Origin of the sequence: Salinispora pacifica CNR114, assembly GCF_000514775.1 — a bacterium.
GTDB classification, from domain to species: Bacteria; Actinomycetota; Actinomycetes; order Mycobacteriales; family Micromonosporaceae; genus Micromonospora; species Micromonospora pacifica.
Genome location: NZ_AZWO01000013.1, coordinates 1 through 21,442 on the forward strand (window position 1 = coordinate 1; position 21,442 = coordinate 21,442).

The window sequence follows — 21,442 nt, forward strand, 5'->3', positions numbered from 1 at the left end:
AGCCGACAGTTTCCACGTGTCGACCAGATGCGGCTTGAGACCGAATGCCCGCCAGATCCGCGACACCGCCGTCTGTGACAGCCCGGTCTCGCGCGCCATCGACCGGGTCNACCAGTGACTGTCCTGATTGGCTGGCTGCTGTTCGAGGGTTTTGNCGATCACCTCCTCGACCCGGTCGTCGCTGATCCGACGAGGCGCNCCGGGCCGAGGCTCGTCAACGAGGCCCTCCAACCGGCGCGCGAGGAACCGGCTACGCCACTTGCCCACCATGTCGCGCGACACCCCAAGCCGCTGCGCGACGTGCGTGTTCACCAGGTCATCGGCGCACAACAACACGATCTTCGACCGCAACGCCAACGCCTGCGACGACTTACCCCGCCGCGCCCACCGGGTCAGACACGCACGCTCGTCATCAGTCAGTTCCACCACACCACGCGGACGACCAGCCATACCGACAGCCTACTATCTGCCGGCGAATTAACGACTCAGGACACTAGTGAGTCGGGCAGCCCCTGACGTCGCCGGCGCCCGGTCTGTCCGCAACCGGAAGCGCCTTGCTGGCATCCACACTAAGATCAAGAAGTATCGACACCCGGCCGTGGGAGCTCTGGACGATCAGCTCCACGGTTTGATCACATAGTCGGATGAACAACGGTGGGAAGCGCGTAGCGGTCGTTACGGGAGCCAACCGAGGACTCGGCTACGCGATCGCGCGGCGACTGGCCGAGCAGGGCTTACATGCGGTGCTGACGGCCCGAAGTGAACAGGCTGCCGAACAGGCTGCGGCGAAGCTTCGTGAGGACGGGCTGTCGGTTTCGTCGCACCAACTCGACGTGACCGACCCGGCGAGCGTCGTCCGGGTGATGGCAGATACTGGAGTCACTTATGGTCGGCTGGACGTGCTGGTAAACAATGCCGCCATAGCCATCGACCGAGGCCAGCAAGCAAGTGCGGCAGACATGGAGAAGGTTCGCGCAACCATTGATGCCAACCTGATGGGAGCCTGGCGTTGCTGCACAGCCGCCATCCCCGAAATGCGCAAACTCGGGTATGGCCGCATCGTAAACGTCACTACCCATATGAGCACCTTTGGGCAGATGAATTCTGGCAGCGTGGCCTACCGAATCTCCAAAACCGGGCTGAACGCCTTGACCTGCATCCTGGCCGCGGAGCTGCGAACGGCGAACATCCTGGTGAACGCCGCCTCACCAGGCAAGGTTGCCACCCGAATGGCCTACGGGAAGGCAGAGCAGACTCCGAACGAGGCTGCCGACACCTTCGCTTGGCTGGCGACGCTGCCAGACGGCGGTCCCACCGGGCAGTTGTTCTACCGACGGGAGCCGCTTCAATGGTGACCGTCGATAGGGTTAGCGACGCAGGGACGGTGCAGTACTCGTCCCGGATCGAACCGCAGGCAAAGCTCCTTCCGCAGGCTGTGGGGGGAGGCGACGGGCGGCGCGGACGGCATCGACGGTGAAGACGGCGAGCGCGAGCCAGACCAGGGCGAAGCCCGCCAGGCGAGCGGGAGGCATGGGCTCGCGGAAGATGATGACGCCGCAGCCAAATTGGAGAATCGGGGCGAGATACTGAAGCATCCCGAGGCTGGTGAACGGCAGCCGGTTGGCCGCACCAGCAAACATCAGCAGGGGAATCGCGGTTGCCGCTCCGGCTGAAACCAACAGGGCGGTGTGTCCCGCCGACACCGCCCCGAACGCGGCCCCGCCGGTGCCAACCAGCCACGCCAGGTACGCAAGCGCGGGTAGGGCGAGGACCGCCGACTCCACGAAGAGCCCCTCGGCGGCGGGTAGGCCGAGGCGCTTCTTGACCAGTCCGTACCCGGCGAAAGTGAACGAGAGGACCAGCGCCAGGTACGGTGGGCGACCGTAGTCGACGGTCAGCACCACGACCGCCGCCCCGCCCACGCCCAGTGCCGCCCACTGCGCGGGGCGCAGCCGCTCCCGCAGTACGAAGACTCCGAGTAGCACCACGACGAGCGGGTTGACGAAGTATCCGAGGGAGGTCTCCACCACCCGCTCGGAGTTGACCCCGTAGATGTAGGTGCCCCAGTTGAGGGCGACCAGTGCGGCGGCGACGCCGAGCGCGGCCAGGGCCCGCGGTCTGCGCAGCAGCGCTCGCAGGAAGCTGCGGTTGCGCATCGCTGCCAGCACCAGCGCGACGAAGACCACGGACCAGACGATCCTGTGCGCCAGGATCTCCAGCGGGTCCGCCGGCCGCAGCAGTCTCATGTAGAGCGGGAAGAAGCCCCAGAGCGCGTACGCGCCGATGCCGTACAGGTAGCCGAGCTTGTCGGTAGCGGTAAGGAACGGCACGCGCTACAGGGCGATGCGGACGGTGACGGTCAGGACGAGCTGGGCCAGCGACACGGGGACCAGCACCAGCCAACAGAGCCGTTGGAGCTGATCGGCACGCAGGCGTGGGTAGCTGACCCGGAACCAAATAATCACGAAGCTGACCGCGCCGACCTTGAGTAGGGTCCAGAGCCAGCCGAGCTGCGCGTCGGCGAACGGCCCCTGCCAGCCGCCGAGGAACAGCACGGTGGTGAGCGCGGCGATCACCACGACCCCCACGTACTCGGCGAGCAGGAAGAACGCGAAGCGCAGGCCGGTGTACTCGGTCAGGTAGCCGAACACCAGCTCCGAGTCGGCGATGGGCATGTCGAACGGCGGCCGCCGGATCTCGGCGAGCCCCGCCACGAAGAAGACGATCATCGCGGGGGCCTGCCAGATCAGCCACCAGGGCTGCCACGCCTCGACGATGCCCGGCAGGCTCAGGGTGCCGGCCGCCATCGCCACCGACGCGGCGGCGAGCACGAACGGCAACTCGTAGCCGAGCAGTTGGGCCGCGGCGCGCAGACCGCCGAGGAGGCTGTACTTGTTGGCGGAGGCCCACGCCGACATCAGCACGGCGACCACACCGACCCCGACCACGGCGAGTACGAAGAAGAGCCCGATGTCCAGCGGTTGCCCGACCAGGTCACCCGGCCCGAGTGGGATCACCAGCAGCACCAGCAGGTAAGGCACCAGGGCCACCACCGGGGCGAGCCGGAACACCGGGCGGTCCGCCCCGTTGGGGGTGATCTCTTCCTTCTGGACGAACTTCACGCCGTCCGCGATCAGTTGCGCCCAGCCGTGGAAGGCGCCGGCGTACATCGGGCCCAGCCGGCCCTGCATGTGCGCCATGATCTTGTGCTCAGCCTGGCCGACCAGCAGCGGCAGGGTGAGGAAGGCGACCAGCACCGCGCCGACCCGGAGCAGCAACTCCACCCAGAGCGGCATCAGACCGTCCCCCCGTTCTCGGGGGGAGTCGGCGCCGGGCCCCACTCCCCCGGCGCCGGCACGCCCGGCGGGCGCATCGGCCGGCGACCGCCACCGGCCTTGGACTCGCCCGGCTCCTTCGCCCCCGGCCAGGGTTTGGCCACCCGGGAGGCGAGGACGAACTCCTTACGCAGCGGATGCCCCTCGAACTCCGGGGGCAGCAGCAGCGGCTTGAGGTCGACGTGGTTGACGAAGTCAATGCCGAACATTTCGTGTGTCTCGCGCTCGTGCCAGGCCGCACCCGGGTAGATGTCGACCACCGAGGCGACCTCTGGCGCCGTGCGGGGCAGCCGGGTACGCAGCAGCAGCCCATGCCGACGCGTACTGGACCACAGGTGCACCACCACGTCGAACCCGGCGGCCAACTCGTCCACCGCGGAGAGCCAGTCGAAGAAGTCACAGGCTAGTTCAGCGTCGTCCCGGGCCGCGCGCAGCGCGTCGGTCCAGCTCTCCGCGGGCACGTCAACGGTGGCACGGGCGTACGCCTGACCGCCGGAGACCGAGGTGGTGACCTCAACCGGGGCGAGCAACGCGGCCATCCGCTGGCCTACCTCGTCCAGAGTCATGCCGCCGATCCTATGACCGCTGGGGTCGGTGTGCGTTGCCCAGCGGGGGCCATTCTCCACCGCGTGGGTGGGCGGCCGGTGGCTCGACCGGGGCTCCGCCGGCCGGTGGGGCTCGACCGGGGGTCCGCGGTGGCAATCGGCGCCAGCGCCCGCCGCCCTCGGCGAAGATTGGGATCGTGCGCGCGGTGACGGTCTCTCCCCAGGTCCCCGGCTCGCTCCGCCTGGTCGAGGAGTGGCCCGAGCCGGCCGGCGCGGAGGGCGCGATCCTGGTCGAGGCGCTGGCGGTGGGGATCTGCGGCACCGATCAGGAGATCATCGCCGGCCAGTACGGCGAGGCGCCCCCCGACCAGGAGCGGCTGGTTATCGGGCACGAGTCGCTGGGCCGGGTGCTGGCGGACCCGACCGGCACCCTGCGCCGCGGGGACCTGGTGGCCGCGGTCGTACGGCATCCCGACCCGGTGCCCTGCCGGAACTGCGCCGTGGACGAGTGGGACATGTGCCGCAACGGGTTATACACCGAGCACGGCATCAAAGGGCTTCCCGGCTTCGCGCGGGACCGGTGGCGGGTGCAGCCGCGCTTCGCCGTGCCGCTCGATGCCGCCCTCGCCCAGGTGGGGGTGCTGCTGGAACCAGCCAGCGTGGTCGCCAAGGCGTGGGAGCAGATCGAGCGGGTCGGCCACCGTGCCCGGTGGGACCCACGGAACGTCCTGGTCACCGGAGCCGGGCCGATCGGCCTGCTCGCCGCGCTGTTCGCCACCCAACGTGGACTGAGCGTGCACGTACTGGACCGAAACACGACAGGACCGAAGCCGGACCTGGTCCGGGCGCTCGGCGCCAAGTACCACACCGGGTCGGTCAACGAGGTGGACCTCCAGCCGGATGTGCTGGTGGAGTGCACCGGCAACCCGACGGTGGTACTGGACTCGATGTGCAAGGTCGGCCCGACCGGCATCGTCTGCCTGACCGGCGTGTCCAGCGGTGGTCGGACCATCGACTTCGACGCCGGGGCGCTGAACCGCACGCTCGTGTTGGAGAACAACGTGGTCATCGGGTCGGTCAACGCCAACCGCCGGCACTGGAAACAGGCCGCGGCGACGCTGGCCCAGGCCGACCACTCGTGGCTGGACTCCCTGATCACCCACCGGATACCGATGTCCGACTTCAGGGCCGCGTACGAGGTCGGCGCAGGGAAGATCAAGGTGGTCCTGGACCTCACCGCCTGAACTGGGGACGCCCCAGCAGGGAGCGGGTCAGCAGGGAGCGGGAGGACGGCTCGGAACGGGCTCAGGACGGGTCGGGCGGGCGGACCGGCGGGGCGGTCAGCGACTCGGCGGAGCGGGGGGCGGGGGCGTCGGCCGGTGCGGCGAGGGCGTCCGGGCGGGGGACCCCGCCGACGCCGGCCTCCTCGGCGGCGATCTTCTCCTGCAGCCGCAGGATGCCGTGCAGCAGCGCCTCCGGCCGGGGCGGGCAGCCCGGGACGTACACGTCGACCGGGATGAGCTGGTCAACACCCTTGGTCACCGAGTACGAGTCCCAGTACGGCCCGCCGCAGTTCGAGCAGGCGCCGAAGGAGATCACATACTTCGGCTCCGGCATCTGGTCGTAGAGCCGCTTGATGGCGGGGGCCATCTTGTCGGTGACCGTGCCCGACACCACCATGAGGTCGGCCTGCCGGGGACCGTGCGCGAACGGGATCACCCCGAGGCGCATGAAGTCGTGCCGGCTCATGCTGGTGGCGATGAACTCGATGGCGCAGCAGGCGAGGCCGAAGTTGAAGACCCAGAGCGAGTAGCGCCGGCCCCAGTTCAGCACGAATCGGATCGGCTCGCCCAGCACAGCCGGCACCTGCACCTCGGGCCTCCCTCATCCGTTCCCGGTACGACAGTCAACCACAGCGCCCGCGGCGGCGCCCGGCGCAACCGGGCCGGCGTCGACACCCGGTTGCGCCAGCAGCCGGCTGCTGGCGCTCGGGGGCGTCCCCGCCGTCAGTCGTGGGACCAGGTCGGTCGTTGCAGCAGGCCGACGAACTCCATGAGCAGGCGCTCCTGCAACGCCGCCGGCACCGCTTCGAGCAGGGTGTTCACCACGGCCATCCGGTCGGGCACCGGCTCAGCCGACCCGGCGTCCGCCGTCTCGCCCAGGCCGAGACCGAGCCCGCCGGCCAGGCCGGCGACCAGGTCCGGGGTCAGCCCTTCCGGGGTCAGTGATCGGGCGAGGGCGAGCAGTTCCGCCGGAAGCGTGACCGGCCCGGCCGCCCGGGTCGCCGCGACGGCGTCGGCCAGGTCAACACCGAACTTCGCCACCGCCGGTGCCACCGACGCGGTCACCGTCAGATGCACGGTGCGCGGCAGGCCGGCGTAGGCGAGCTGCGGTTGGGTGTGCCAACCCCGCGCGGCCAACTCGTCCACCAGCACGAAGAGGTCCAGCTCCGGATCGGTCGCGGTGAAGCAGATCACGGTCGACTCGGGCTCGGCCACGAGCCGCAGCCCGCCCGCAGCCCGGACGACGTCGGCCAGCTCCCGCACCGCGTCCCGGGTCGCCGCCGCCAGCCGTAGGTAGCCGTCCTCGCCCAGGTGCCGCAGGGTCGCGTAGGCGGCGGCGATCGGCCCGCCGGAGCGGGTGGAGGCGATCACCGGGTTGATCATCGTGTAGCCGGGCCAGTCGGCGTGCACGAAGTACTGCGGCTTGCGCAGCTCCGGGTCCCGGTGCAGCAGGATCGACACGCCCTTCGGGGCGTACGCGTACTTGTGCAGGTCGACCGAGATCGAGGTGACCCCGGGTACGGCGAAGTCGAACGCCGGCACCGGTTCGCCGAGGCGGCGGAGCCAGGGCAGGGCCCAGCCACCGAAGCAGGCGTCCACGTGGCAGCGCACCCCGGCGTCGGCGGCGACCGCCGCGATCTCGGTGACCGGGTCGATGACCCCGTGGGCGTATCCCGGGGCGGAGGCGACGACCAGCACGGTTTCGGGGCGGATCGCGGCGGCGATGGCGGCCGGGTCGGGACGCAGGGTCTCCGCCGACACCGGCACCATGTCCACGGCCACCCGCAGGTAGTGGCCGGCTTTGGCGAACGCGGCGTGGGCGGTGACCGGCATCACGATCCGCGGTTCGGTGATCTCGGGGTGGGCGTCCCGGGCCGCCTTCACCGCCAGGATCAGCGATTCGGTGCCCCCGCCGGTGACCGAGCCCACCACGTCCGGCGCAGCGGTGCCGGGCCCGCCCCCGAGTAGCTGGGCGGCGGCACCGACCAACGCGTTCTCCATCGCGAGCAGGGACGGGAAGGCGGTCGGGTCGAGCCCGTTGACGTGGGCGCTCTCCGCGTGCGCGGCGGCGGTCAGCTCATCCAGCCCGGGAACCGCCGGGTCGTAGACGTACGCGAACAGCCGCCCGCCGTGGGTGGGCCGGTCCCCGCTGCGCAGTGCCCGGATTCCGGCCAGCACGCGCTCCGCCGGGAGTCCGTGGGCGGGCAGCCCCGCTTCGTCGATCATTCAGTGGTGCCCTTTCCGTGGGTGTCGGCGACCGTGGTCACCGCCGAAGGTCCGGATTCGCGAGAAGGTAGCTCCTCCGTGACGACATCGAGATCAGCGGGGGTGAGGGAGTAGGGGCGCAGCAGCAGGGTGGCGGCACCGACCATGATGGCGGGGAGGACGGTGAAGCCGAGGAGGATGCCGAGCCGGGCGGAATCCGGCTGGGTCGCGGCGGCTCCGGTGTCCGACGGGAGGTAGCCGGAGAGCTGGAGCACCAGCCCGAAGATGCCCGGCCCCAGCGCCAACCCGAAGGTCTCCCCGGCGGTCCACACCCCGGTGAAGACGCCCGCCTGCCGCCGGCCGGTGCGGGCCTCGTCGTAGGCGATGCAGTCGGGCAACATGGCGAGGGCGAAGACCTGCTGGCCGGCGTACCCGACGCCGACCAACGCGACCAGCAGGTAGATCCCGACGGCGGGGAGCACCTCGGCGGTGACCAGGGCCAGCGCACCGGCGGCGAAGAGAAGCGCGGCGGTGACCAGCCCGGTGCGCTTGCCGAACCGCTGCCCGACCCGGCTCCACAGCGGCATGACCAACAGCGCCGGCCCGACGAAGCAGGCGAACAGGACGGTGGGCCCGCTCTCCGGGTTGCGCAGGATCTGGGTGGCGAAGTAGTTCACCCCGGCCAGGATCGTCGCCACCCCGGCGGACTGGATCACGAAGCAGACCAGGAGCACCCGGAACGGCCGGTTACGGCCGGCGGTCGCGAGTTGGACCCGCAACGACGGCTCGCTCTCCTGCACGATGCCGACCGGCGCGGACCGGGTGCCCACGAACGCCCCGACCGCGCCCAGCAGGATCAGGCCGGCGACGAAGAGCCCCATCCAGCGGTGCCCGGCGATACCGCCGCCGCCCGCGTCCCGCACCAGCGGCGCCACCGCGCCGGAGACCAGGATGGCCAGCGCCAGCACCGCGATCCGCCAGGTCATCAACCGGGTGCGCTCGGTGTAGCCGGTGGTCAGCTCGGCCGGCATCGCCACGTACGGAACCTGGAAGAAGGCGAACGCGGTCGCGGTGGCTAGGAAGGCCAACGCCACGTAGCCGCCGGCCGCCGCCCCGGCGCCGAACGGCGCTGCGAAGATCGCGGCGAAGCAGCCGGCGAGCGCGATCCCGGCGCCGAGGAGGTACGGGCGGCGGGCCCCCCACCGGGAGCGGGTGCGGTCGGAGATCCGGCCGGCGACCGGGTTGACCAGCACGTCCCACGCCTTCGGCAGCAGCACGAGCAGGGCGGCGATTCCCGCCGTCACGCCCAGCGTGTCGGTCAGGTAGGGCAGCAGCAGCAGCCCGGGCACGGTGCCGAAGGCCCCGGTGGCCAGCGACCCGGTGGCGTAGCCCAGGTGCACCCGGCGGGGCAGCGCCTCACCGCCGGGGAGACCGGCAGGGTGGCCGGCCGGCGCCGGGCGGGCGGTGGAGCCAGCAGCAGGTGGACCGGTTCCAGCCGGCGGCGCGTCCATGGCGCCGAATATTACTCACAAGTATGGCGACGGTCACATCCCCTACTCCGGCGACCAGCCCGCCGCCCGCAGGTCAACCCGGTCGCCGCGCAGCGGTGTCCCCTCGGCGAGCAGCCGGGCTCGGGCCGAGAGCTCATGCCCGGGCGGTAGCCGGCCGGCCGAGTTCACCACGCGATGCCAGGGCACACCCCCACCGTGGCGCGCCAGGATCGACCCGACCAGCCGGGGCGACGCCCGCCCCGAACGTTCGGCGAGCGCGTCGGCCACCGCCCCGTACGACATCGCCCGGCCGGGCGGGATGCGCTCGACCAGTTCCAGCACCGCCTCGACGTACTCCTCGGGTTCCACGAAGCGCCACGATATGGGAACCCGGCCGGGGGTTGACCGACCGACATCGCAGAATGGGCGGGTGCGTGACAAGGTGACGGCGGCTCGGCGGGTGGTCGTCAAGATCGGTTCTTCCTCGTTGACCACGGCCGTCGGCGGCCTGGATGACGGGCGGGTGGACGCGCTCGTGGACACCCTCGGCGCGCTCGCCGCCGAGGGCCGGGAGGTCGTGCTGGTCTCCTCCGGTGCGATCGCCGCGGGGCTGGCCCCACTGGGGCTGACCCGCCGTCCCCGGGACCTGGCCACCCAGCAGGCCGCCGCCAGCGTCGGCCAGGGGCTGCTGATCCGCCGGTACGCCGCCGCCTTCGCCCGGCACCGGCGCACCGTCGGTCAGGTCCTGCTCACCGTGGACGACCTGACCCGACGGGCGCACTACCGCAACGCGTACCGGACCCTGCGCAAGCTACTCGACCTGGGCGCGGTGCCGATCGTCAACGAGAACGACACGGTCGCCACCGAGGAGATCCGGTTCGGCGACAACGATCGGCTCGCCGCCCTGGTGGCTGCTCTGGTCGACGCCGATCTGCTCCTGCTGCTCTCGGATGTGGACGCGCTCTGGACCGGGGATCCGGCCCGCCCCGGATCGACCCGGATCGCCGAGGTCCACGACGAGGGGGACCTGTCCGGGGTGGCGATCGGCGGCGCCGGCCGGGCCGGGGTCGGCACCGGAGGCATGGTGACCAAGGTGGAGGCAGCCCGGATCGCCACCGGCTTCGGCATCCCGGTGGTCCTGACCTCCGCCGACCAGGCGGCCGCGGCGCTGGACGGCAAACCGGTCGGCACGCTCTTCCACCCCGGGCAACGCCGGCCGGCCGCCCGGCTGTTCTGGCTGGCGCACGCCACCGCACCGCGCGGCCGGCTGCAGTTGGACCCGGGCGCGGTCGCGGCCGTCGTGAACCGACGCAAGTCGCTGCTACCCGCGGGGATCACCGCGGTACGGGGGGCTTTCACCGCGGGCGATCCGGTTGACCTGGTTGACGCCGACGGGGTGCCGGTGGCCCGCGGGCTGGTCAACTACGACGCGGTGGAGTTGCCCGGCCTGCTCGGACGCTCCACCGCTGAGCTTGCCACGGCCCTCGGCCCCGGCTACGAACGGGAGGTCGTCCACTGCGACGACCTGGTGCTGTTGTAAGGCTGGGTGCCGGCCAAGGCCGGCCCGGCACGAGTCCGTCCCCAGATCCCAAGGAGTGCAGATGAGCGTGGTCGAGCAGGCACGACGAGCCCGGACGGCCGCGGCCGAGTTGGCCGTCGCCACCCGGGCTGGCAAGGATGCCGCGCTGCACGCGATGGCCGACGCGCTGGTGGCGCGGACCGCCGAGATCCTGGCCGCCAACAACGCGGACCTCACCGCCGGACGTGCCGGCGGGCTGAGCACGGCCAGCTTGGACCGGCTCGCCCTCGACCCGCCGCGGGTGGCCGGCATCGCCGACGCGCTCCGCCAGATGGCCGCGCTCCCCGACCCGGTCGGCGAGGTGGTCCGGGGTTCGACCCTCCCCAACGGCCTACAGCTGCGGCAGCTTCGGGTGCCGTTCGGGGTGGTGGGGATCGTCTACGAGGCGCGACCGAACGTCACCGTCGACGCGGCCGGCATCTGTCTGAAATCCGGCAACGCGGTGCTGCTGCGGGGCTCCTCCTCGGCGGCCCGGTCGAACGCCGCGCTGGTCTCGGTGCTGCGGGACGCGGTTGCCGACACCGGCCTGCCAGCGGACTCGGTGCAGCTTCTCGACGCCACGACGCACGAGTCGGTGAAGGAGCTGATGCGCGCCCGGGGCCTGGTTGACGTCCTGATCCCGCGCGGCGGTGCGGCGCTGATCCGCACCGTTGTCGAGGAGTCAACCGTCCCGGTGATCGAGACCGGGGTGGGCAACTGTCACGTCTACGTTGATGCCGCCGCGGACGTGGCAAAGGCCGTCTCGATCGCCCTGAACTCGAAGACCCAGCGCCTCTCCACCTGCAACACGGCCGAGTCGCTGCTGGTGCACACCGCGGTCGCGGACGCCTTTCTGCCCCCGGCGCTGGCCGCGTTCGCCGCGGCCGGGGTGACCGTACACGGCTGCCCGCAGGTCGCTCGGTACTCGACCGCGGTGCTACCGGCCACCGACGAGGACTACGCCACCGAGTACCTGTCGGCGGATATCTCGGTCGCCGTCGTCGAGTCGCTGGACGCGGCGGTCGCCCACGTCCAGCGGTACGGGACCGGCCACACCGAGGCGATCGTGACCGACTCCCAGTCGGCCGCCCGCGATTTCGTGGCCCGGGTTGACGCGGCGGCGGTGATGGTGAACGCCTCCACCCGGTTCACCGACGGCGGTGAGTTCGGCTTCGGTGCCGAGATCGGCATCTCCACCCAGAAGCTGCACGCCCGCGGGCCGATGGGGTTGCCGGAGCTGACCAGCACGAAGTACGTGGTCACCGGCGACGGTCAGCTCCGCTGACCGTCGCCGGCCCGAGGCCGGTGTCCCGGCGGCGAAATCTGAACGGGGCAGCACCGAGGGCGCCCGAGCTGAGCGGTCAACGGCAGGCGCGGATCGCGGTCAACGTCGCGTGGACGTCGAACTGGTGCCCGTCCGCACTCTCCCAGCCCCCGTCGCTGCGCTGGGTCTCGGCGAGCCGGTGGCGGGCGCGCACCAGGACCCAGTCCTGTGGGTCCACACCGACCCGGCGCAGCGTCGCGGCCAGCCAGGCGACGTTGGTCGGGTTCATGTCGCCGATCCGCTCGGCGAGCGCCACCTGGATCCGGGCGGACTCCTGGTACATCTCCTGCCGGAACAGCACCGCCGCACTCAGCCACCCGGCGGCGAGGAACGATGGCCAGATCCCGTCCGGGTTCAGGCGGGCCACGAGGGAGAGCGCGGCGCCGTGCACGACGCCCGCGTACGCCCCACCGACCCGAGCGTCCAACGGCCCGGCCGCCCGAGCGTCCAGGCCGGCGACGCTGAGCCAGAACGCCGCGCTCGCCGTCAGGTAGAAACCCGCCTCCGGGTCCCCCGGTCGGGCCCACTCGGGGGCGGTGTCGGCCAACGCGGCGTCCTCTTCCCAGCCCCCCTCCGGTAGTTGGCGCGCGGCGAGCCAGTCCAGCGCCCGCCGGGCCGCCGGCCGGCCGAGGGCACCGAGGTCGTCAAGCTCGCCGAGGCGAAAACAGGTCGCGTCAACGGAGGCGTTCTCCCCCTCGACGTATGCCGGCCAGCCGCCCGCCGGCAGTTGCCCGGCCTCGGCGACGGCGAGCACCTCCTCGGCGGGCGACGCACCCGTGCGCATTCGGGCAAGCCGGGCACGCTCCACCACGTCTCCCCGCGCCACCACGTAGCCGATCGCGGCCTCGATATCCACCACGGCGGTCACGCTACCTGGGCAGACGCGACGCGGCTCCAGGGCTTCGGCCACCCGTTGCCCCGCCCTCCGCCGCCCGGTGCTCACCGCAACGTCGAGCACCGGGCGTTCCCACCCGGGCCACCTCCGGCCCGATCAGTACGCGGGCAACGACGGATCCACCTGCTTGATCCAGGAGAGGACTCCCCCCTGGAGGTGCACCGCGTCCCGGAAGCCAGCGGATTTCAGCGCGGCGAGCGCCTCCGCGGACCGGACGCCAGACTTGCAGTGCAGCACGATCTGCCGGTCCTGCGGGAGCTTGACCAGCGCCTGCCCGGAGATGATCTCCCCCTTGGGGATCAGCGTGGAGCCCGGAATCCGGACGATCTCGAACTCGGCCGGCTCCCGCACATCAACCAGGAAGAGCTCCTTGCCGGCGTCCTGCCACGCCTTCAGCTCGGCCGCGGTGATCGTCGCGTCCGCCGCGGCCTCCTGCGCCTCGACCGACACCGCACCGCAGAAGTCCTCGTAGTCGGCCAGTAGGTCGGTGACCGTGGGATTCTCGCCGCAGAGCGCGCAGTTTGGGTCCTTCCAGACCTTGATCTTGCGGTAACTCATCTCCAGGGCGTCGTAGACCATGAGTCGACCGACCAACGGCTCACCGACACCGGCGAGGAGCTTGATCGCCTCGTTCACCTGAATCGAGCCGATCGACGCGCAGAGCACGCCGAGCACGCCGCCCTCCGCGCAGGAGGGCACCATGCCGGGCGGGGGCGGCTCCGGGTAGAGGCAGCGGTAGCAGGGGCCGTGCTCGGCCCAGAACACCGATGCCTGCCCGTCGAACCGGTAGATGGACCCCCACACGTACGGCTTGCCGAGCAGCACCGCCGCGTCGTTGACCAGGTACCGGGTGGCGAAGTTGTCGGTGCCGTCCACGATCAGGTCGTACTGGGCGAAGATCTCCCGAACGTTGTCCCGGTCCAACGCGGTGTTGTGGATCTTCACCTCGACCAGTGGGTTGATCTCACGGATGCTGGCGGAGGCGGACTCGGCCTTGGCCCGGCCGACATCGGAGACGCCGTGGATGATCTGACGTTGGAGGTTGGATTCGTCAACGGTGTCGAAGTCGACGATGCCGAGCGTGCCCACGCCGGCAGCGGCGAGGTACATCAGCGCCGGAGAACCGAGACCACCGGCACCCACACAGAGCACCCGTGCGTTCTTCAACCGCTTCTGCCCCTCGACCCCGACGTCCGGGATGATCAGGTGGCGCGAGTAGCGACGGATCTCGTCAACGGTTAGCTCGGCGGCGGGCTCGACGAGCGGGGGCAGCGACACGGTGAACTCCCCTTGGGTCGGCAGTGGCGAACCGCGCCATTGTCGCTCGCCGGGCCGGCCGGTGGCCATGAGCGGGGACACGTCGCCCGAACTGCGGGAACGGGAATAATCCGCCGGCCCGGGGACCGGCCGGCGGAGTGGGTGCGCTATCCGGCGTTCCCGGTGTCGGCGAGCAACGCTTCGAGGCGACGATTCACCGCGGCCAGGGTGGCCCGTACGACCGCTTGCCGGGGGTCGCCGGCGACCAGCGCGGAGCCGGCGAGCTGCTCGACCCAACCTTCGCAGACCAGCAACACCACGACCGTCGCGACCTCGCAGTTGCCCAGCGGCACCAAGGTGGCGTGCTCGACGAAGCAGCGCCCTCGGTCCGGCTGTGGCCCCGGCGCACGCAGCAGCTGGTCCACCGCGGCGGCGGCGGCCGCCGCGCTGAGCCGCAGCATGTAGCCGTCCACCGCCGGCCCGGTCGCGTAGCCGGTGGCGGGTGACCCGGCGGTGAGCAGGCGGACCTCGACGGTCGCGTCGAGGCCGAAGGTGCTCACCTGCACGTGGTCGAGCACCACCCGAGGTCCGGGCCGACCACCCGTGTCGAGCGGGCGGGACGGGGCGAGCTCGGTCGCGCCGACCTGCCCCCCGCCGTACGACGTCTCGGCTGTCGCCGGGCCGTCGGCGGCCCCGCTGACCGGGGTGGCCGGCCGGTCCACGGTGGCGGGCCGGACCCGTTGCGGTCCGCCGGAGTGCCATCGGCGGCGCGGCGGTTCCGACCGGGCCGCATCCCGGCGCTCGTTCCGCGACGGCAGGCCAGCCCGTGCCGCCGGCCGGTCGTGGGTGGGCCCGTCCGGCTGCTGGTGGGCGGACGACACCACGTCGGCGGGCCCCTCGGGCATATTCTGCGGGGCGGCGGCGAGACCCATTCGTTCCTGGAGGAGCCGGGCGACGTGCCGACTCACCTCGGCCGGGTCGGCACCGTCGGCGAGCTCCAATCGAAGGCTGTGTGCGCCGGACTTGGTACGGCGCAACGCAGCGTCACGGACACCGGCCACCTCACGGACCGCACCGAGAATGACGTCCACGTCGAAGACCTCTGGACGTTCGCGCAGCCCAACGGGCTCGTCGGCGCGGCGGAGGTGGGTGGCGATCCGGGCGAGTTCCGGGGTCTGGGTGGGCGCCTCGGCAGCTGTCAGCTCCGACCCAACCGGCACATCCGGCTCAGCAGGGACACGCTGCGGCAACATCGCGGACGCCGCCGGCGGTCGGTCGACGTCGGCCAACGGCGCCGGCTCGGCCGGCTGCGCCGCGCCCCAGGGCGCGGGGGCCTCCGGCGGCTGGTGCGCCGGCTCGGTGGTGGACTGATGCTTCGGCCGGCTCCCGGAGCGATGACCCGGCTCGGCCCGGACCGGCTCGTAGGCCCGCTGCGGCTCGGCCGCCCAGGCAGGACGCTGAGTGCTCGGTTGGCGATCCTCGTCCGCCTCGGTCGCGTCCGGGTCCGGACGAAGTCGGCGCCCGGAGGACCCCCGCTGCTCCCCCGCCGCGTCCCGCGGAGTCCCACCCTGGAACCGCCGGCCGGCCGGCTCCGATTCGTCCCACCCGTCCGGTTCCGCCCGAGCCCGGCGCCCCAGTGGCTCCGGTTCGTCCCATCCGTCCGGTTCCGCCCGAGCCCGGCGCCCCAGTGGCTCCAGTTCGTCCCATCCATCCGATTCCGCCCGAGCCCAGTGGCCGGGCGGCGGCGACTCGGTGCCAGGCTGTACGGGCCACCCGGCCCCCGAGATCGGGCCGGACCGGCCCTCCGGCAGCGGTGTGGGCTGGTCGACCACCGGCCAGGGGCCGGACTCGGCGGACGGGTCTGGCCGGTCGTCCCGGCCAACCTCGGATGACCGGCCTCCGGCCAGCGCGGGCGGCGGCTCAGTCGCGGGCACGGGCACCGTCGACCGACCTCCGCCCGCTTCCTGGGCTGGCACGCCGAAACGACCCGGCGGCGCGCTAACCGGACCGGGCCGGCTGGCCGGCAGCTCCGGCTCGGGGTGTCGATATGGGTGACCATTGGTCCGGTATCCGGTGCGGTGCGGCCAGGAACCGGCCTCGGCCGCGCCGGGCAGCGGAGCTGGCAGGTCGCCATGACGCGGAGAGGAGTCGGCCCAACCAGCAGGCGAGGCAGACCGGCGCCGGGGTGTGGTCGAATCCAGCGCCCAGCCTCCGGTGGGGGGAACCCACGGACCGTCAGAACGGGAGTGCGCCGGCTGTGGACCGGTCTCGTCACCGTGCTCTCCCGGGGTGGCGGCACCGGGTTGCTCTGCATCACTCACCGCGCGCTCCTTGGTCGCCCCCGCTGAGGCTACCGTGTGGTGACAGTGGCGATAAGTTACGGCGGCGGGCCAATTCCGGGACAGGCGGTAATCCTTGACCGGTTCGGGTGATATGCCAGCTCGTATGAAGAACTCGGAGGCTCCCATGACCGCTGTGGGGAACGGCACCCAGACCGCCGGCCGGCCCACCCGCCTGCCCCGTTCCGCCCGCCGTAGGCAGCTGCTCGCTGCGGCGCAGGAGGTGTTCGTCGCACAGGGCTACCACGCAGCCGCGATGGACGACATCGCCGAACGCGCAGGGGTCTCCAAGCCGGTGCTGTACCAGCACTTCCCCGGCAAGATGGAGCTCTACCTGGCGCTACTTGACACCCACTGCGACACGTTCGTGGCCAAGGTGCAGGAAGCGATGCGCGGGACGCTCGACAACAAGGAGCGGGTGAGCGCCTCGGTCCGCGCGTACTTCGACTTCGTTGACCACGAGAGCGAGGCGTTCCGCCTGGTCTTCGAGTCCGACCTGCGCAACGACCCCGCGGTACGCCAGCGGGTCGAACGGGTCGAGCAGGGCTGCATCGCGGCGATCACCGACACGATCATCTCGGATACCGGTGTAAGCCGGGCCCGCGCCGAGTTGCTCGCGTCCGGCCTGGTCGGGGCGGCCGAGACGGCGGCACAGTTCTGGCTGGCCAGCGGGCGGCAGGTGGCCAAGGCGGAGGCGGAGGCGTTGGTCGCCGCGCTCTCCTGGCGAGGCATCGCGAGCTTTCCACTGCAAGGTGAGTCAGCCTGACCGCCGCCGCCGTGATCGGATAGCCTTCGCAAGGCGGCATTCTCGCCCCAGTGGAGGAGGCACAGTGGAGGTCAAGATCGGCGTGCAGTACGCGCCGCGCGAGCTGGTTCTGGAGAGCGCACAGTCGCCGGCCGAGATCGAGCGGATCGTGACCGACGCCATCGCCGGCGACGGCGGCACCCTCTCCCTCACCGACGAGAAGGGGCGACGGGTCATCGTCCCGGTCGACAAGGTCGCCTACGTCGAGATCGCCGAGGCGTCCGCCCGGGCAGTCGGGTTCACCGTTCGCTGACCAGAGCCCTGCCACGGCAGGTGCCGAGGCACTTGCCGTGGCGTACGTGTGCCCGGCCGGCGGCACGCGATGCCATACATCGCGCGCAGGGCGCTGGATAGCGGCGAGCCAGCCCCGGGAAACCCCCGATCCGCCCGGGGCCAGCGGGACGACTGGTGCCGCCTCGCCCAACCGTGGCCACCCTCGGCCGTGACCACCCCCACAGTCGTGACCATCCGGCAGTCGTGGCTACCCGGCAGTCGTGGCTACCCGGCAAGGGGCCTCGATCCACCCGAAGGCCGCTCGGTGCACGGCGGGCCGGCCACCTGCTGCTCGACGTCGGCTCGCCCCGGCCTTTCCCGGCTCCACCTGCCGGAATCTAAACAGCGCCGGGGAGGTTCAGGTAGAATAGAACAGTTGCCGTGGGCACCGACCGACGTTCGATCTCGATCTGGTCCAACAATCGATCTGGTCCAACGATCGATTAGTTCCCGTTTCGATCTGGTCGCAGCCGGCCCGCGGCGCGCGTGCGGCCCGGTCCGGCTCGGCGATTTCGCCACCCGACCGTGTGGCCCGCGCCACACCGTCCGCGCCTCGAGGACTCAACGGGGCGCACCCACGAGAGGGCACCCCCGAATCGAGATGAGCGAACTCACCCACAACCTCATGGACGGCACCGAACTCGCCGCCACCGCACCGGTACGCCCGGAAGCGCCCACCTTCGCCGAGTTGGGCGCCCGGCAAGAGACCGTTGACGCGCTGAAGGCCGCCGGGATCACCCGGGCCTTCGCCATCCAGGAGTACGCGCTGCCGATCGCGCTGCGCGGCGTCGACCTGATCGGCCAGGCCCCGACCGGCACCGGCAAGACCCTCGGCTTCGGCGTGCCGCTGCTGGAGCGGGTCTTCGCGCCCGCCGAGGGCGGCGACGGCACCCCACAGGCGCTGGTCGTCGTACCCACCCGCGAGCTGGGCATCCAGGTCGCCAAGGACCTCAAGGCCGCGGGCAGTACCCGTGGTGTCCGGGTGCTGCCGATCTACGGCGGGGTGGCGTACGAACCGCAGATCGAGGCGCTCCGCACGGGTGTGGAGATCCTGGTCGGCACCCCCGGCCGCCTGCTCGACCTGGCCAAGCAGAAGCAGCTGCAGCTGGACCGGGTCCGCGCGCTCGTCCTGGACGAGGCCGACCGGATGCTGGACCTGGGCTTCCTCGACGATGTCGAGAAGATCCTGGCGATGCTGCCGGAAGAGCGGCAGACGATGCTCTTCTCGGCCACGATGCCGGACCCGATCGTCGCACTGTCCCGGCGCTTCCTGCGCCGACCGATGACGATTCACGCCGGGCACACCGCCGAGACCGGCCCTTCACCGCAGACCCAACAGCTGGCCTACCGCACCCACTCCCTCAACAAGATCGAGATTGTGGCGCGGATCCTCCAGGCCAAGGGGCGCGGGCTGACCATGATCTTCACCCGGACCAAGCGTGCGGCCGACCGGGTCGCGGCGGATCTGGACTTCCGTGGCTTCGCCGTGGCTGCCGTCCATGGCGACCTCGGCCAGGGCGCCCGAGAGCGGGCACTGCGCGCCTTCCGCACCGGCAAGATCGACACCCTGGTCGCCACCGACGTGGCCGCCCGGGGCATTGATGTCAGCGGCGTTACGCACGTCCTCAACTACGACTGCCCGGAAGACCAGGACACGTACACCCACCGGATCGGCCGGACCGGCCGGGCGGGGGCGAGCGGCGTCGCGGTGACCTTCGTCGACTGGGACGACATGCCCCGCTGGCGAATCATCGACAAGACCCTCGGCCTGGAGATGCCGGAGCCGCCAGAGACCTACCACACCTCCCCGCATCTCTACGCCGAGCTGGACATCTCCCCAGAGGTCACCGGCACTCTGCCCACCGGCGCGCGAACCCGGGCCGGGCTCTCCGCCGAGGCCGAGGAGGACCTCGGCGGACGGTCCCGCCGCGGCGACGGTCGCGGAACCCGCCGGGGCACCGGCCGGGATCGCCGCCGGGGCCGCGGCGGCGACGCCGGTGCTGGCGCTGGTACCACCACCGAGCCGGGCGAGGCCGCGGAGCGCACCCCCCGCCGGCGGCGCCGCCGCCGGGACGGCGAGGTGGTCACCCCGGGCGAGCCCGCGGTGCCGGCCGCCGAGACCAGCGAAGCGGCCACCGCCGACTCGTCGGGCAGTGCGGCGCCGAAGCCACGACGTCGTCGGCGGCGCCGCGGCGGTGGCTCCGACACCAGCACGGCGGCCAAGACCAACACCGGCACGGCGGCCAAGACAACCAACACCGGCACGGTGGTCGAGCCAACCGCCGACTGAGCATGCCGCGCCACTGCCGACGTCCCTCGCTGACACCAGCGGGGGACGTCGCGCGCTCAGCCAACTGAGCGCCCACCCCGCCCACCCCGGAGGATGACACCATGCCGGAACCCCTGCCCGCCGCGCTCGCCGAAGTGCGGACCCTGCTGCTCGGCGCCGGGCTCAACCGGGCGGTGGCCGCCGGGCATCGCCGGGGGCTTCGCCCGTCGGTACACCGTGCGGAGCTACGGCCGGTCACCCTCAGGTCCGGACCCCGCCTGCAGGTCATCACCGCGAACGGGAGTGCGCCCCTTACCCGCAACCTCGCCCGAGGCGCGGAAGCGGAGGCGGCGGTGGACGCGTTGCTGGCCGAACCCTTCGGCAACTGGCACGTCGAAACCGCAACGACGACCCTGCAGCTCCGAGTCACAAAGTCCGGTGCGGCACAGGTTCACCGCACGGCGGCCCCGCCGGTAGCCGAGCCGGTCGGGCACGACCGGACGAAGGCCCACCTACTCGATCCCGGTGACCCGATCTTCACCGTGATCGGTGGGTCGGCGGCCAAGCGGCGGCAGGTGGACGCCTTTCTGCGCGCGCTCGCCGCGACGCTCCCGGACGGGCTCCGCGGCCCACTGCGCGTCGCCGATCTGGGCTGCGGAAACGCCTACCTGACCTTCGCCGCGTACCGCTGGTTGACCCAACAGGGCATCGATGTCCACCTGGTCGGCGTGGACATCCGCGAGGACCAGCGCCAACGCAACACCGAGCTGGCCCGGCGGCTGGGTTGGGCCGATCAGGTGCGTTTCGTGGCGGGAACGATCACCGACGCGGCCGTTGGGCCCAACCCCGATCTGGTGCTGGCCCTGCACGCCTGCGACACCGCCACCGACGAGGCGCTCGCGCGGGCGGTGCGGTGGGGGTCCCGCTGGGTGCTCGCGGCTCCCTGTTGCCATCACGACCTCGCCGCCCAGCTTCGCTCCGATCCCACTCCACCCCCGTACGAGCTGTTGACCCGGCAGGGCATCCTCCGCGAGCGCTTCGCCGACGTGCTCACCGACGCGGTCCGGGCCGGGCTGTTACGGCTGCACGGCTACCGGGCCGAGGTGGTCGAGTTCGTCGACTCCCGCCACACGCCGCGCAACCTACTCATCCGAGCCCGCCACACCGGGGCGCCCCCGACTGGTGAGCACTGGTCGCAGTACCGGAACCTGGTCGACGGTTGGCGGGTCACGCCGCGGCTGGCGACCCTGCTCGGCGAGCCGGCTGGCGCGACGGCAACCAGTACGACCAGCCGCCAGGTACGCACCACCGACCCGACCGGCTGACTTCATCCACAGTGGCCGGTCCCCAACCGCGGCCGCCGTACTACCCTCGAACCACGCACCGTCGAGTGTCGATTCTCGATGACGCGAAGGCCGCACCAGGCCGAGGGAAGGAAGATCAGCTGGGATGGTTTCGGGAAAGGGAACCGCACAGGTAGCATTCGCCCACTTCGTCCGGCGCGCCATCGACAATGCCCGCGCCGAGCGCGGCTGGACGGTGACCGACCTGGCAACCCAGACCGGGATCGGCCGTTCCACCGTCTTCCGCTGGCTCGCCGGTGACTGGCACGACTACCCCGAGTTGGCCAAGGTGCAGGGCTTCTGCGTCGCGCTCGGCCTACCCGTCGCCGCCGCCTTCCGCGCTCTCGGCCTGCCGGAGGCCGGCCCCACGCCTCGGTGCGACAACGACGGCCCCCTCGAGGCGGATATCCGGGCGATCCTTGAGCGCCTCGCCGACCCGGCGGTGTCGGTCGAGGAGAAACACCACATCCGGGACCTGCTTCGCTACCTGGCCCAGCGGCCGATCCACCAACCGGACTGAG

General features: G+C 71.7%; 20 protein-coding genes. 9 read left to right on the plus strand and 11 right to left on the minus strand.

Annotated features, from left to right (window positions below; translation table 11 throughout):
* Positions 1 to 450 (minus strand): helix-turn-helix domain-containing protein (locus B118_RS0109405; protein WP_028192686.1); only part of this gene is annotated, 450 nt, incomplete at its 3' end.
* A gap of 194 nt (positions 451 to 644) precedes the next feature.
* Here B118_RS0109405 and B118_RS0109410 point away from each other — a divergent pair.
* Complete coding sequence (locus tag B118_RS0109410; RefSeq protein WP_018812862.1) at positions 645 to 1,355, plus strand: SDR family NAD(P)-dependent oxidoreductase; 711 nt, start codon at positions 645 to 647, stop codon at positions 1,353 to 1,355.
* A gap of 12 nt (positions 1,356 to 1,367) precedes the next feature.
* Here B118_RS0109410 and rarD read toward each other — a convergent pair whose 3' ends face one another.
* Genes rarD through B118_RS0109425 form a run of 3 tightly spaced genes read right to left on the minus strand, consistent with a single transcriptional unit; the run spans position 1,368 to position 3,901 of the window.
* Positions 1,368 to 2,330 (minus strand): EamA family transporter RarD, encoded by a 963-nt coding sequence (gene rarD, locus B118_RS0109415; RefSeq protein ID WP_018812861.1) that lies wholly within the window; start codon positions 2,328 to 2,330, stop codon positions 1,368 to 1,370.
* 3 nt (positions 2,331 to 2,333) lie between these two features.
* The gene (locus B118_RS0109420; RefSeq protein ID WP_026185488.1) at positions 2,334 to 3,296 is read right to left on the minus strand and encodes a complex I subunit 1/NuoH family protein; all 963 of its coding nucleotides are present in this window, start codon (positions 3,294 to 3,296) and stop codon (positions 2,334 to 2,336) included.
* The gene (locus tag B118_RS0109425; RefSeq protein ID WP_018221493.1) at positions 3,296 to 3,901 is read right to left on the minus strand and encodes an NADH-quinone oxidoreductase subunit C; all 606 of its coding nucleotides are present in this window, start codon (positions 3,899 to 3,901) and stop codon (positions 3,296 to 3,298) included. Before B118_RS0109425 ends, B118_RS0109420 begins: the two co-directional genes overlap by 1 nt.
* Positions 3,902 to 4,077: 176 nt before the next feature.
* Between B118_RS0109425 and B118_RS0109430 the strand changes: the two genes are divergently transcribed.
* Entirely contained in the window at positions 4,078 to 5,124 is a 1,047-nt protein-coding gene (locus B118_RS0109430; RefSeq protein WP_028192687.1) for a glucose 1-dehydrogenase, read from the plus strand.
* Between the two features lie 61 nt (positions 5,125 to 5,185).
* Here B118_RS0109430 and B118_RS0109435 read toward each other — a convergent pair whose 3' ends face one another.
* The 4 genes from B118_RS0109435 to B118_RS0109450 form a co-directional block, all read right to left on the minus strand.
* Complete coding sequence (locus B118_RS0109435) at positions 5,186 to 5,752, minus strand: NADH-quinone oxidoreductase subunit B (protein ID WP_018221495.1); 567 nt, start codon at positions 5,750 to 5,752, stop codon at positions 5,186 to 5,188.
* A gap of 134 nt (positions 5,753 to 5,886) precedes the next feature.
* Positions 5,887 to 7,389 (minus strand): pyridoxal phosphate-dependent decarboxylase family protein, encoded by a 1,503-nt coding sequence (locus tag B118_RS0109440; protein ID WP_018812859.1) that lies wholly within the window; start codon positions 7,387 to 7,389, stop codon positions 5,887 to 5,889.
* Positions 7,386 to 8,879: an MFS transporter gene (locus B118_RS0109445; RefSeq protein WP_018828414.1), complete on the minus strand. Its 1,494-nt coding sequence runs from the start codon at positions 8,877 to 8,879 to the stop codon at positions 7,386 to 7,388. The genes B118_RS0109440 and B118_RS0109445 overlap by 4 nt, the downstream gene beginning before the upstream one ends.
* 42 nt (positions 8,880 to 8,921) lie before the next feature.
* Positions 8,922 to 9,227, minus strand: a complete 306-nt coding sequence (locus B118_RS0109450; protein ID WP_018218192.1) for an MGMT family protein — start codon at positions 9,225 to 9,227, stop codon at positions 8,922 to 8,924.
* Between the two features lie 13 nt (positions 9,228 to 9,240).
* On the opposite strand from B118_RS0109450, the gene proB reads away from it, so the two are divergent.
* Together proB and B118_RS0109460 are read left to right on the plus strand one after the other, a co-directional pair.
* A complete protein-coding gene (proB, locus tag B118_RS0109455) occupies positions 9,241 to 10,398 on the plus strand; it encodes a glutamate 5-kinase (RefSeq protein ID WP_050563693.1) in 1,158 nt (385 codons plus the stop codon).
* A 61-nt stretch (positions 10,399 to 10,459) separates the two neighbouring features.
* Positions 10,460 to 11,701 carry a glutamate-5-semialdehyde dehydrogenase gene (locus B118_RS0109460; RefSeq protein WP_028192688.1) on the plus strand — a complete coding sequence of 414 codons (1,242 nt, stop codon included), beginning with the start codon at positions 10,460 to 10,462 and terminating at the stop codon, positions 11,699 to 11,701.
* Positions 11,702 to 11,777: 76 nt separating this feature from the next.
* Here B118_RS0109460 and B118_RS0109465 read toward each other — a convergent pair whose 3' ends face one another.
* From B118_RS0109465 to B118_RS0109475, 3 genes are all read right to left on the minus strand, one after another.
* Positions 11,778 to 12,608 (minus strand): prenyltransferase/squalene oxidase repeat-containing protein, encoded by an 831-nt coding sequence (locus B118_RS0109465; RefSeq protein WP_028192689.1) that lies wholly within the window; start codon positions 12,606 to 12,608, stop codon positions 11,778 to 11,780.
* Between the two features lie 123 nt (positions 12,609 to 12,731).
* Entirely contained in the window at positions 12,732 to 13,982 is a 1,251-nt protein-coding gene (moeZ, locus tag B118_RS0109470; protein WP_018821903.1) for an adenylyltransferase/sulfurtransferase MoeZ, read from the minus strand.
* A 77-nt stretch (positions 13,983 to 14,059) separates the two neighbouring features.
* Positions 14,060 to 15,826, minus strand: a complete 1,767-nt coding sequence (locus B118_RS0109475; RefSeq protein WP_028192690.1) for a hypothetical protein — start codon at positions 15,824 to 15,826, stop codon at positions 14,060 to 14,062.
* A gap of 511 nt (positions 15,827 to 16,337) precedes the next feature.
* Between B118_RS0109475 and B118_RS0109480 the strand changes: the two genes are divergently transcribed.
* The 5 genes from B118_RS0109480 to B118_RS0109500 all read left to right on the plus strand — a co-directional run bounded on the left by B118_RS0109480 (position 16,338) and on the right by B118_RS0109500 (position 21,441).
* Positions 16,338 to 16,997: a TetR/AcrR family transcriptional regulator gene (locus tag B118_RS0109480; RefSeq protein WP_018221502.1), complete on the plus strand. Its 660-nt coding sequence runs from the start codon at positions 16,338 to 16,340 to the stop codon at positions 16,995 to 16,997.
* A gap of 64 nt (positions 16,998 to 17,061) precedes the next feature.
* Entirely contained in the window at positions 17,062 to 17,289 is a 228-nt protein-coding gene (locus B118_RS0109485; protein WP_018221503.1) for a DUF3107 domain-containing protein, read from the plus strand.
* 621 nt (positions 17,290 to 17,910) lie between these two features.
* Positions 17,911 to 19,599 (plus strand): DEAD/DEAH box helicase, encoded by a 1,689-nt coding sequence (locus tag B118_RS0109490; RefSeq protein ID WP_018221504.1) that lies wholly within the window; start codon positions 17,911 to 17,913, stop codon positions 19,597 to 19,599.
* 101 nt (positions 19,600 to 19,700) lie between these two features.
* The gene (locus B118_RS0109495) at positions 19,701 to 20,903 is read left to right on the plus strand and encodes a class I SAM-dependent methyltransferase (RefSeq protein WP_028192691.1); all 1,203 of its coding nucleotides are present in this window, start codon (positions 19,701 to 19,703) and stop codon (positions 20,901 to 20,903) included.
* Positions 20,904 to 21,027: 124 nt separating this feature from the next.
* Complete coding sequence (locus B118_RS0109500; protein ID WP_026270996.1) at positions 21,028 to 21,441, plus strand: helix-turn-helix domain-containing protein; 414 nt, start codon at positions 21,028 to 21,030, stop codon at positions 21,439 to 21,441.
* The last annotated feature ends 1 nt before the right edge of the window (position 21,442 follow it).